This is a genomic window from Bacillus basilensis (genome assembly GCF_050630465.1).
Taxonomy (GTDB): domain Bacteria; phylum Bacillota; class Bacilli; order Bacillales; family Bacillaceae_G; genus Bacillus_A; species Bacillus_A basilensis.
In genome coordinates, this window is the sequence record NZ_JBNTQO010000003.1 from 43,155 (window position 1) to 56,375 (window position 13,221).

A 13,221-nucleotide genomic window follows, 5' to 3' on the forward strand; every position below is an offset into this window, starting at 1 on the left:
TTTAACCGTTTTCATATATTCTTAAATTAAGAAATATTCAAATAATTAAAAGAAATGAGAGAGTCACATGCTTCTTCAAGGAACACATCGAATTGGTCGTATGGCCATGCTGTTGGCACTTGCGGATGAGAATGAAAGCCCTGTATTATCTATCCCAAAAGGTTGGAAGTATTGTACGGGGAAAGTGGGTTCGATGAATTCGCAAAAGGTTGTCGCAGCAATGGAAACAGCGGCTAAGAGCAACCAAGTTATTGAAACAGACGTTTACAGAGAAACACATGCACTTTATCATGCAATTATGGAAGCTTTGTACGGAGTGACGAGAGGTCAAATTCAGTTAGCAGACGTTCTTCGTACAGTAGGACTTCGTTTTGCGATTGTGCGCGGTACACCATACGATGGAAAAAAAGAAGGCGAATGGGTTGCTGTAGCATTATATGGAACGATTGGTGCACCTGTAAAAGGATCTGAGCATGAGGCGATTGGTTTAGGAATTAATCACATATGATTTGCCCATAGTCTATTAGTTAGAAGGGGGCCTTACTTTTTTTAGGACAGAAGTCTGTCTTAAAAAGATAAGGTCCCCTTTTGCCTTTTTAAGGAGGAAAAAAGAATGATTACGTTAACAGGACACACATTGACAATTGAAGAAATGAAGAGGTTGTTACTTGAAGGAGAAGGTGTAACAGCTTGTCCAACTAGTATGCAAAAGGTAGCAGAGTGCCGTGAAGTAGTAGAGAAAATTGTAGAAGACGGAAAAGTCGTTTACGGTATTACAACTGGATTTGGAAAGTTCAGTGACGTGCTTATTCAAAAAGATGATGTAAAGGCACTTCAACACAATTTAATTCAGTCACATGCATGCGGGATAGGCGATCCATTCCCTGAAGAAGTATCACGTGGTATGTTAATTTTACGAGCGAACACGATGCTGAAAGGAGTATCTGGCGTTAGACCGCTTGTTGTAAATATGCTTCTTGAGTTTGTAAATCGTAAAATTCACCCAGTCGTTCCGCAACAAGGTTCACTTGGTGCGAGTGGAGACTTAGCACCTTTATCTCATCTTGCGCTTGTATTATTAGGCGAAGGTGAAGTGTTCTATAAGGGGAAACGCGTTCATGCGATGGTTGCTCTTACTGAAGAAGGTCTTGAGCCGATTGAACTTGAAGCGAAAGAAGGGCTTGCATTAATCAATGGTACGCAGGCGATGACAGCGCAAGGAGTTCTTTCTTATATAGAAGCAGAAGCAACGGCTTATCAAGCTGAATTAATTGCTTCGATGACAATTGAGGGCTTACAAGGCATTATTGATGCATTTGATGAAAATGTTCATAAAGCACGCGGTTATAAAGAGCAAGTAGAAGTAGCAAGCAGAATGCGTGACATTCTTCATGATAGTAAGTTAACAACAAAGCAAGGAGAACTACGTGTACAGGATGCATATTCACTTCGTTGTATCCCGCAAGTACACGGTGCTTCTTGGCAAGTTTTAAATTATGTAAAAGAAAAATTAGAAATTGAAATGAATGCAGCAACAGATAATCCACTTATCTTTGATGGCGGAGAAAAAGTAATTTCGGGTGGTAATTTCCATGGTCAACCGATTGCGTTTGCGATGGACTTCTTAAAAGTAGGAATGGCGGAACTTGCAAATATTTCAGAGCGTCGTATTGAGCGTTTAGTAAATCCGCAGTTAAATGATTTGCCACCATTTTTAAGTCCAGAACCAGGACTGCAGTCTGGTGCAATGATTATGCAATACGCAGCTGCGTCACTTGTTTCTGAAAATAAAACGTTAGCACATCCGGCGAGTGTTGATTCAATCCCGTCATCAGCTAACCAAGAAGATCACGTAAGTATGGGAACAATCGCTTCACGCCATGCGCATCAAATTATTCAAAATGTAAGACGTGTTCTTTCAATTGAGATGATTTGTGCGATGCAAGCAGCAGAATATCGTGGTATTGAAAACATGAGTACAGTGACGAAGAGCTTCTACCATCAAGGTCGTCAGCAAGTGCCTTCTATTACAAATGACCGAATATTCTCAACGGATATTGAAAATATTACGCATTGGTTAAAAACGAATTATTCGATAAAAGAAAGATTGGATGTAAACGCAGCACTATAAAATGAGAAAAGGGAGAGATCGAAATGGAAAAAGTACAACAAACAATTCGCGCGGCAAGAGGTACTGAGTTACAAACGAAAGGATGGGTTCAAGAAGCAGCACTTCGTATGTTAATGAACAATTTAGATCCTGAAGTTGCTGAAAAACCAGAAGAACTAGTTGTATATGGTGGGATTGGCCGTGCAGCTCGTAACTGGGAAAGCTACCATGCAATTGTTGATTCATTAAAAACGTTAGAAAGCGATGAAACGTTACTTGTTCAATCAGGAAAACCGGTAGCAATTTTTAAATCACATGAAGATGCGCCTCGCGTTCTTTTGGCGAACTCAAACTTAGTGCCGAAATGGGCGAATTGGGATCACTTCCGTGAATTAGAGAAAAAAGGCCTTATGATGTATGGTCAAATGACAGCTGGTAGCTGGATTTATATTGGAACACAAGGGATTTTACAAGGAACATATGAAACATTTGGTGAAGCGGCACGCCAACATTTCGGTGGTTCATTAAAAGGTACAATAACACTTACTGCTGGTTTAGGCGGTATGGGTGGTGCACAACCTCTTGCTGTAACGATGAACGGCGGTGTTGTAATCGCTATTGATGTAGATAAGCGTAGTATCGATCGTCGTATTGAAAAGAGATACTGTGATATGTATACAGAATCATTAGAAGAAGCATTAACGGTTGCGAACGAGTATAAAGAGAAGAAAGAAGCGATTTCTATTGGCTTATTAGGAAATGCAGCAGAGATTGTACCAGAACTAGTGAAGCGCAATATTACGCCAGATTTAGTTACGGATCAAACATCAGCTCATGATCCATTAAACGGTTATATTCCAGTAGGTTACACATTAGAAGAAGCGGCGAAACTTCGTGAAGAAGATCCAGAACGTTACGTACAATTATCAAAAGAAAGCATGACAAAACATGTGGAAGCAATGCTTGCTATGCAAGAAAAAGGCGCAATTACATTTGATTATGGAAATAACATTCGCCAAGTTGCTTTCGATGAAGGTTTGAAAAATGCATTCGATTTCCCAGGATTCGTACCTGCATTTATCCGTCCGTTATTCTGCGAAGGAAAAGGGCCATTCCGCTGGGTAGCACTTTCGGGTGATCCAGAAGATATTTATAAAACAGACGAAGTAATTTTACGTGAATTTGCGGATAATGAGCATTTATGTAACTGGATTCGTATGGCTCGTCAGCAAGTTGAATTCCAAGGTCTTCCATCACGTATTTGTTGGTTAGGTTACGGTGAACGCGCGAAATTTGGTCGCATCATTAATGAAATGGTTGCAAATGGTGAATTATCAGCACCAATCGTTATCGGTCGTGACCATTTAGATTGTGGATCAGTAGCATCTCCAAACCGTGAAACAGAATCGATGAAAGACGGTAGTGATGCAGTAGCAGACTGGCCAATTTTGAATGCATTAATTAACAGTGTAAACGGTGCAAGCTGGGTATCTGTTCACCACGGTGGCGGTGTTGGTATGGGTTATTCACTTCACGCTGGAATGGTTATCGTTGCAGATGGAACAGAAGCGGCTGCAAAACGTATTGAACGCGTATTAACTTCTGACCCTGGTATGGGTGTTGTTCGTCACGTTGATGCAGGATATGACTTAGCTGTAGAAACTGCGAAAGAAAAAGGCGTTAACATTCCAATGATGAAATAAGGAGGAGAAAACATGCTGGACACTTTACTAATAAATATCGGTCAATTACTAACAATGGATCAGGAAGATGGCTTGTTAAGACGGGAAGCGATGAACACGCTTCCTGTTATCGAAAACGGTGCAGTTGGAATTGAAAACGGCGTAGTTACTTTCGTTGGAACAGCAGAAGAAGCGAAAGGATTACAAGCGAAAGAAGTTATTGATTGCGGCGGCAAAATGGTTTCTCCTGGTCTTGTTGATCCGCATACGCATCTTGTATTTGGTGGATCTCGTGAAAATGAAATCGCACTAAAATTACAAGGAGTTCCGTACTTAGAAATTTTAGAACAAGGAGGGGGTATTCTTTCAACTGTAAATGCAACGAAACAGGCGTCGAAAGAAGAACTTGTTCAAAAAGCGAAATTCCATTTAGACCGTATGCTATCTTTCGGAGTTACAACTGTAGAAGCGAAGAGTGGTTACGGATTAGATGATGAGACGGAATGGAAACAATTAGAGGCAACTGCACAATTACAAAAAGAGCATCCAATCGATTTAGTTTCAACATTTTTAGGTGCTCATGCAGTTCCGAAAGAGTATAAAGGAAGATCAAAAGAATTTTTACAGTGGATGTTAGATCTATTACCAGAAATGAAAGAGAAGCAATTAGCTGAGTTCGTTGATATTTTCTGCGAAACAGGTGTGTTCTCTGTCGAAGAATCGAAAGAGTTTTTATTAAGAGCGAAAGAGCTTGGCTTTGATGTGAAAATTCATGCAGATGAAATCGACCCTCTTGGTGGTGCGGAAGCAGCGGCTGAAATTGGTGCAGCATCAGCGGATCATTTAGTTGGCGCTTCTGATAAAGGAATTGAAATGCTTGCAAACTCTAATACAGTAGCCACTTTATTACCAGGGACAACTTTCTATTTAAATAAAGAAAGCTTTGCTCGTGGTCGTAAAATGATTGATGAAGGTGTTGCAGTTGCGTTAGCTACAGACTTTAACCCAGGTAGCTGTCCAACTGAAAACATTCAGCTTATTATGAGCATCGCAATGTTGAAATTGAAAATGACACCAGAAGAAGTTTGGAATGCCGTAACAGTTAACTCTTCTTACGCAATTAATCGTGGTGATGTAGCTGGGAAAATTAGAGTTGGTCGCAAGGCAGATTTAGTGTTATGGGATGCTTACAATTATGCTTACGTACCGTATCATTACGGCGTAAGTCATGTGAATACAGTATGGAAGAATGGTAATATCGCATATACAAGAGGTGAACAATCGTGGAGCACGGCCACTATTTAAAGAAAAATGCAAAGTTTATTGATCGTGAAGTGACGAAATGGAGTGAGATGATTAAAGATTGGGAGGAAGGCGTGGAAATATTCGGTGCAGCCTTAATTGGAGCACCCCTTTCTAAACCATCTATTAGTCATTCAGGAGCAAGTTTTGCTCCAAAAACAATTCGTGCGATGTTAGATGCATATAGCACGTATGCAATTACAGAAGAACATGATATGAAAGAAAGTGTCTTATATGATTGCGGCGATATTACGATGCATGTGACGGATATAAAAGAAAGTCATAAACGAATTGTGAAATCAGTTGGTCACTTAACGAAAGTAAATCCAAATATGATACCAATCGTTCTTGGTGGTGATCACTCGATTAGTTTTCCGAGTATAACAGGATTTGCAAATAGTAAAGGGAAGGTCGGTATTATTCAATTTGATGCCCATCATGATTTGCGAAATTTAGATGATGGTGGTCCATCAAATGGTACACCGTTCCGTAGCTTACTAGAAAATGGTGTTATTACAGGAAAACAACTCATTCAAATCGGTATTCGTAATTTTTCAAATGCACGAGCGTACCATGAATATGCAAAAGAACATGGCGTGACAGTATACACAATGAAAGATGTACGAGAGCGAGAAATAAAGGATATTATCATAGAAAGTATTGAAGTATTAAGAAAGCAAGGCGTGACTTCTATTTACATTTCTCTTGACATGGATGTACTAGACCAAGCATTTGCACCAGGTTGTCCAGCAATTGGTCCTGGTGGAATGGACAGTACGACTTTATTTGATGCGATTGAATTTCTTGGTAAAGAACCACTCGTTCAAGGGATGGACATTGTAGAAATTGATCCAACACTTGATTTTAGGGATATGACGAGTAGAGTGGCTGCGCAAGTGATTATGAGTTTCCTTTTGGCAAGAGAAACGATTAGTAAACAGGTTAGTATATAGGTGTGGAATTAATAGGGGATGTTTATCGATTCTGTATAAAAAACACATTACTACTCATATGTAGTAATGTGTTTTTATGTTAAAAGAGAAGATGAAATTAAAATGTATATATGTGTGGAAAAGTTAATAAGATTGCGGGTTTTTAGTGATATTTTACGAATTTATTTTCTTGGTTCGAAAGGATTGACATGAAAAATATTTTTGTGATAAAATAAAAATTTTGCTAAAAAAGTGATTATGTGTTAAGATTGAGAAGGTTACCATATATGGAGGTGGATTATTTGTTTCAAATTGGCGATAACATTGTTTATCCAATGCACGGAGCAGGTATAATTAAAGCCGTAGAAGAGAAGGAAATCGCAGGAGAAAAACAACAGTATTATGTTATAAAAATGTCGGGTAGTAATATGGAAGTAATGATTCCGGCAGGGAGAATATTGAACTCAAATATACGACCAGTCACGGATATAACGGCAATAGCACACATATTGGATATTTTTCAACATGGAGAATCTGATAGATTACTTACGTGGAAACAAAGGTATAAATTGAACACTGATAAAATAAAGACGGGTAAAATACAAGAAGGTGCTGAAGTTGTACGTGATTTATTACGTATGCAGAAAGAAAAAGCACTTAATGCAAGCGAAAAGAAAATGTTAGATAACGCACATGAATTTTTGATTAGTGAACTGGGATTAATTGAGGGTATCACAGAAAGTCAAATAAAAAGCTTTTGTTAAGATTCATTACAAATAATGTATTACATCCCAAAAAAGATTTTGAATTTTTTGGGAACATAATTATAGAAAATTAATCATTTCAAAGACATTCAACTCTTTCAAACCACTTTTAGAGCATTAACCTCTTTTGTTATTACTACAATAAAATCCATTTTTATTTTTTAACTCTTTACGAATGTTCGAAGTTTAATTAAACACTTCGATAGAATAGTTACTTGATTTTTGCAATCCTGATTCACACTGGCACGGACGAGGAGCCGTAAGGATGAAAGAGAGGTAGGGCTTTCATTGTATTAGGTTTATAAGTTATTATTTTTAGAAGAATACTGAACCACTCTCACTTCTATTGTTAAAGTTTTTTTATATGTGAAGAGATAATAATTGTTTATTTTCTTTATATAAAAGAGATAAACGAGTTGTCATCCATATACGGTAAACAAAAAAAGGTTTCCTTCCTAGGAAACCTTTTTTTGTTGTATCATTCTATTTTTTGATATTCGAATGTTTGATGGTAAAGGCGTATAAATTGACGTTACTATCTAAAAGTAAGTATGATGCGATTATAGTAAGAATTTTTTTAGGGGGAAGAGAAATGACAAGTTCAAATAAAAAAGCGGCAAGTATTTATGAAAGGACAAATATAAACGCTTGGGGATCTTTTGAAAATATTGAAGGAACGAAATTGTTTGATCCAATTCAAGTTGGATCTTGGTCTCTTCGTAATCGCATAGCAATGGCACCGATGACGAGATGTTTCGCGAATCATGAAACAGGAGTCGTTGGTACTGATGTAGTCGAGTACTACAGAAAACGTGCAGCTGATGGAGTTGGATTAATTATTACAGAGGGAATCGTCATTAGCCCAAGAGCAAAAGGGAACCCAGGGGTACCAGGAATTTATACACAAGAACAAATCGATTCGTGGAAGCCTGTTACAGAGGCAGTACATAAAGAAGGCGGAACGATTATCGCTCAAATATGGCATGTCGGCCGTATGAGTCATCACGAAATAATTGGTGGGCAATTGCCACAAGCACCGTCTGCTATTGCGGCAGAGGGAAATGTTCCGCGTTTTCGTAAACCATTCGATACGCCAGAAGCAATGACCTTAGAAGAAATACAAGAAGTGATCGGTCAATACGCACAAGCTGCGAAGAATGCGATCGAAGCTGGATTTGATGGAGTAGAAATTCACGGTGCACACGGATATTTAATCGATCAATTTACTTATGAGTTTGCAAATAAGCGTACTGATAAATACGGCGGTGACTTAAAGCAACGGTTAACGTTTATGAAAGAAGTAACGGCGGCTGTAATAGAAGCTGTTGGGGCTGATAAAACACTTCTTCGTTTCTCTGCCTTTAAAGGTGATAATCCTACTTATATGTGGGAAAATCCTGAGCTTGCAATTGAAACGTTTGTAAATATGTTCAAAGAAGTTGGTTTAACGATGATTCACCCTTCAACGATGAATTATACGGCAGTGATTGCTGACGGAAAGAATTTTCATCAATTAGTAAGAAAATATTGGGATGGTACGATCGTTGGGGTTGGTAATTTGAATCCGAAAGAGGCTGAAGAAGCGTTGCAAGAAGGAACAATTGACGTAGCTGCATTCGGAAGACCTTTAATTGCTAATCCAGATTTTGTTCATCGAATTAAACATGCTGAAAGTTTAGTTGAATATGATGCGAAAGAGCATCTTGCTACATTAATTTGAATAAAGATAAAAGGAGAACACATGAAGTGTTCTCCTTTTATTATGGAATTTCATAGGAGGAAGCGGGATGAGTGAAACGCTACTCGTTATTATTAGTATATTGCTCTTATTGATGCTACTATTGATTATCTTTTTTATTATTACATTTTTCATTAAAAAACGGACGTATCATTCTATTTTAAAACTCCATCCATATCTAGGAAGAATGCGCTACTTACTGGAAAAAATAGGGCCGGAATTCCGGCAATATTGGTTTGATCACGATACGGATGGAAAACCTTTTTCGCGTTACGACTTTCAAAGTGTTATGTTTTTAGCGAAGTATCGCTCTGAAATACTTGGTTTTGGGTCGAAACGAGATTTTGAAGCATCTGGTTATTATATTGCTAATACGCTGTTTCCGGTATTAACAGAGGAATTAAGTGTGAATGTAACGCAAGAACGTGAAGGGAAAAAGTATGTGATTCATAAAGAAGGGTTATTTTCACGGAGAGAAAAATTGACAGCGGATACAACGAATCTTTGGTTATACGAAGAGGACGATGCGATTATCGTTGGTGAAAATCGTAAATATCCATGGAAACTATATGGCATGTTTGGAGCATCAGCAACTTCTTACGGTTCGATTGGAGAAAATTATATTTTAGCGAGTGGGTTTGGAGCGAAAATGGCTGGTGGTTCATGGATTAATACTGGTGAAGGTGGTGTTATTCCAGAACATTTACATACGGGTGCGAATATCATTGCACAAATTGGTCCGGGTTTATTTGGATATCGTGATGAGGAAGGTAATTTTTCAATAGAGAAATTTATGGGGAAAGCGAAAGAAAGTAATATTAAAGCATTCGAATTGAAATTTGGGCAAGGTGCGAAAATACGTGGTGGTCATTTAGAGGGGCAAAAAGTAAATGAGAAAATTGCTTCTGTTCGAAATGTACGAGAGGGAGAGACAATTAATTCACCGAATCGATTTTCATTTTTAAATAATGCAGCAGATACACTTTATTTTATTCAACAGTTGCAAGAAAGTGGTGGTAAACCAGTTGGAATGAAAATCGTAATTGGACAGCAGGAGCCGTTGGAAGGTTTATTCAAAACGATGAAAGAGTTAAATATTTATCCAGATTTCATTACAATTGATGGTTCAGAAGGTGGATCAGGAGCAACGTATAAATCGATGGCAGATAGTATGGGAATGCCGCTTATTCCAGCATTACTGACATGTATTGATACAGCGAATCATTATGGTGTTCGGGACAAATTTAAAGTGTTTGCCTCGGGGAAATTAATTACACCAGATAAAGCGGCAATTGCTTTAGCTATTGGTGCAGATGCTGTAAATTCAGCGCGTGGTTTTATGATGGCAAGTGGCTGTATTATGGCGCTTCAATGTAATTCCGGACAATGTCCATCTGGAGTTGCCACGACGAATCCGCACTATCAAAAAGCGCTAGATCCGTATGAGAAGAAATGGCGGGTAATGAATTATGTTGTTAGTATGAGATATAGTTTGTTTTCACTTGCAGCAGCAGCGGGAGTAAAGAGTCCGCGTCATTTAACTAGAGAACATATTGTGTTTAAGGATGAGATGGGGCGGGTAGTTTCTCTTTCGGAATTGTTTCCTACTAGTAAATAGAAGGTAAGCTATGTTTAATAGATTAAAAGTCATATATTTGTATGGCTTTTTTGTTTAATAAAATAGGTGTATAGATTTCTGAATATTTTTACTTTAATTATTTTTGAAAGCGGGGTAATCCACTGGGATAAAGGCGTTTATAAAGGTTTTTACATGTAGTAAAAAGTGCTTGTTCACTTGAAAGAACAAAAAATGTTTGTTAAGGTAGGGAACCATAAGCGAAAACAAGAAAATAGAAAAAGTCATTTTTCGAAATTTTGAATGGCTTATGTAACTAAGGGAGAGATTTGGTGAAGATTGAGATTATGGTTTCGCTTGCTATTTATATGGTAGGTATGTTGTATATCGGTTATTGGTCTTATAAGAAGACATCCGATTTATCAGATTATATGTTAGGCGGAAGGGGACTCGGTCCAGCAGTTACAGCTTTATCAGCTGGTGCTTCTGACATGAGTGGTTGGATGCTAATGGGATTACCTGGTGCGATGTATGCAACAGGATTATCAAGTGTATGGATTGCGATAGGTTTATTAATAGGTGCTTATGCAAACTATTTAATTTTGGCCCCGCGTTTGCGAACGTATACAGAAGTGGCAAATGATTCAATTACGATTCCGGATTTTTTAGAGAATCGTTTTAAAGATCGTACGAAAATACTTCGTTTTGTCTCCGCTATCGTCATTTTAGTATTTTTCACATTTTATGCGTCGGCTGGTTTAGTTTCAGGTGGACGTTTGTTTGAAAATTCTTTTAACCTTGATTATAAAATTGGTTTATTTGTAACTGTGGGTGTCGTTGTTGCTTATACACTATTCGGTGGCTTTTTAGCAGTAAGTTGGACCGACTTTGTGCAAGGTTGTATTATGTTTATTGCTCTTGTATTAGTTCCAATTGTAGCTTTTACAGATGTCGGTGGTGTAACAGAAACATTCAATACAATTAAGCAAGTTGATGCATCGCATTTAGATATGTTTAAAGGGACTACAATACTTGGTATTATTTCATTTTTAGCATGGGGTCTTGGGTATTTCGGTCAACCACATATTATTGTCCGCTTTATGGCAATTACCTCTATTAAAGATTTGAAAACTTCTCGTAGAATCGGTATCGGTTGGATGACGATTTCAATCATAGGTGCAATGCTTACTGGTCTAGTTGGTATTGCTTATTACGCTAAAAATAATGCGACATTACAAGATCCGGAAATGGTCTTTGTAACATTTTCAAATATTCTATTCCATCCGTACATTACTGGGTTTTTACTATCAGCTATTTTAGCTTCGATTATGAGTAGTATTTCCTCACAATTACTTGTTATTTCAAGTGCTGTAACGGAAGATTTCTATAAAACATTTTTCCGTCGTAACGCAAGTGATAAAGAACTTGTATTTATCGGTAGGCTGTCAGTATTAGTAGTAGCGATGATTGCAGTTGTTTTAGCGTATCATCCAAGTGATACAATTTTAACGCTTGTTGGATATGCTTGGGCAGGATTTGGATCAGCATTCGGACCAGCAATTTTATTAAGTTTATATTGGAAGAGAACGAATAAATGGGGCGTTCTTGCCGGAATGATTATCGGTGCAGTAGTTGTTATTACTTGGGTACAAATTCCAAGTTTAAAAGCGACTATGTATGAAATGGTACCTGGATTCTTCTGTAGTTTATTAGCTGTTATTATTGTAAGTTTATTAACGAAAGAACCAGTTAAAGAAATTCATCGTGAATTTAATGAGATGGAAGCAGTACTGGAAGAAGAAACGAAATGATTTGAAAAGAGAGTAATCGGTGAATAGCGTTTACTCTCTTTTCATTTTAAATGAAATAAGTAGCTTATTGACAAAGAAAGGTAAGTAACTTATAATAAGTGTTGAGTTCGAGAAAAATGACATTCTAAATCAAGGTTTGTTATGATTATAGAGTGAGTAAATATTTTTTTAGTAAATTATCTCGAAATCGAGATAATTTCGATAAGTTAGATGATAATGTTTGTTTTTATAATCAATATCTCAATTTCGAGATAAAATCATCATGATGGATTTTACTTTGCGGTATGGACAAAATGAATAATGAATTTTAATGTAAAGCAATTTTTATAATGAAATGAAAAAGGAGCGGAGAAAATGGAAAAGAAGACGATGGGAATTCATCACATTACAGCAATTGTAGGACATCCACAAGAAAATGTAGATTTTTATGCTGGTGTATTAGGTTTACGTTTAGTGAAACAAACAGTGAATTTTGATGATCCAGGTACGTACCATCTTTATTTTGGTAATGAAGATGGAAAGCCCGGAACAATTATTACGTTTTTCCCATGGGCAGGTGCTCGTCAAGGAGTTATTGGTGACGGTCAAGTAGGGATCACTTCTTATGTTGTACCAAAAGGGGCAATGGAATTTTGGGAAAATAGATTAGAAAAATTCGATGTTTCGTATACGAAAATGACTCGATTTGGAGAGCAGTATTTAGAATTTGATGATCCACATGGTTTGCATATAGAATTAGTAGAAAGAGAAGAGAGCGAATTAAATAATTGGACTTTTGGAGAAGTTACGCCAGAAGTAGCAATTAAAGGGTTTGGCGGTGCGGTTCTTTTATCGGCACAGCCTCAAAAAACGGCTGAACTGTTAGAGCATGTTATGGGTCTTGAGAAAGTTGGAGAAGAGGGGGAATTCGTTCGATTCCGTTCTTCTGCTGATATTGGAAATATAATTGATTTAAAATTATCAACAATCGGTCGTGGCCAAATGGGCGTTGGTACAGTGCATCATATTGCTTGGAGAGCGAGTGACGATGCTGATCAGCTAGACTGGAAAGAGCGTGTGTCCCGTTTTGGATACCACGTAACTCCTGTACAAGATCGAAATTATTTTAACGCAATTTATTTTAGAGAACACGGCGAAATCTTATTTGAAATTGCGACAGATCCCCCTGGTTTTGCTCATGACGAATCGTTAGAGACGATGGGTGAGGAATTAAAGTTACCAGAGCAATATGAACAACATAGAAAACAGATTGAACAAACACTTTTACCATTTGAAGTGAGAAATTTAGATTAAAGTGATTGAAAGG

10 protein-coding genes are annotated in these 13,221 nt (G+C 37.6%); all 10 read left to right on the plus strand.

Translation table 11 applies throughout. From position 1 onward, the window contains the following. The first annotated feature begins 67 nt into the window (after positions 1–67). The 10 genes from hutP to ACQVV1_RS06865 all read left to right on the plus strand — a co-directional run bounded on the left by hutP (position 68) and on the right by ACQVV1_RS06865 (position 13,208). Positions 68–508, plus strand: a complete 441-nt coding sequence (gene hutP, locus ACQVV1_RS06820; protein ID WP_000926516.1) for a histidine utilization transcription antiterminator HutP — start codon at positions 68–70, stop codon at positions 506–508. A gap of 105 nt (positions 509–613) precedes the next feature. Further along, the gene (gene hutH, locus ACQVV1_RS06825; protein ID WP_431168703.1) at positions 614–2,131 is read left to right on the plus strand and encodes a histidine ammonia-lyase; all 1,518 of its coding nucleotides are present in this window, start codon (positions 614–616) and stop codon (positions 2,129–2,131) included. 23 nt (positions 2,132–2,154) lie between these two features. Continuing rightward, positions 2,155–3,813, plus strand: coding sequence for a urocanate hydratase (gene hutU, locus ACQVV1_RS06830; protein WP_431168704.1), 1,659 nt, complete (start codon positions 2,155–2,157; stop codon positions 3,811–3,813). A 12-nt stretch (positions 3,814–3,825) separates the two neighbouring features. Then, a complete protein-coding gene (gene hutI / locus ACQVV1_RS06835) occupies positions 3,826–5,097 on the plus strand; it encodes an imidazolonepropionase (RefSeq protein WP_242255092.1) in 1,272 nt (423 codons plus the stop codon). Then, entirely contained in the window at positions 5,076–6,047 is a 972-nt protein-coding gene (gene hutG, locus ACQVV1_RS06840; RefSeq protein ID WP_242255094.1) for a formimidoylglutamase, read from the plus strand. Before hutI ends, hutG begins: the two co-directional genes overlap by 22 nt. A 281-nt stretch (positions 6,048–6,328) precedes the next feature. Beyond that, positions 6,329–6,790 (plus strand): CarD family transcriptional regulator, encoded by a 462-nt coding sequence (locus tag ACQVV1_RS06845; RefSeq protein WP_242255296.1) that lies wholly within the window; start codon positions 6,329–6,331, stop codon positions 6,788–6,790. 592 nt (positions 6,791–7,382) lie between these two features. Then, entirely contained in the window at positions 7,383–8,510 is a 1,128-nt protein-coding gene (locus tag ACQVV1_RS06850) for an alkene reductase (RefSeq protein ID WP_431168705.1), read from the plus strand. Between the two features lie 67 nt (positions 8,511–8,577). After that, a complete protein-coding gene (locus tag ACQVV1_RS06855) occupies positions 8,578–10,146 on the plus strand; it encodes a glutamate synthase-related protein (protein WP_431168706.1) in 1,569 nt (522 codons plus the stop codon). Between the two features lie 290 nt (positions 10,147–10,436). Next, positions 10,437–11,915, plus strand: coding sequence for a sodium/proline symporter PutP (gene putP / locus ACQVV1_RS06860; protein WP_431168707.1), 1,479 nt, complete (start codon positions 10,437–10,439; stop codon positions 11,913–11,915). A 354-nt stretch (positions 11,916–12,269) separates the two neighbouring features. Then, on the plus strand, positions 12,270–13,208 hold the full coding sequence (locus ACQVV1_RS06865) for a ring-cleaving dioxygenase (RefSeq protein WP_309259217.1): 939 nt from the start codon (positions 12,270–12,272) through the stop codon (positions 13,206–13,208). Positions 13,209–13,221 lie beyond the last annotated feature (13 nt).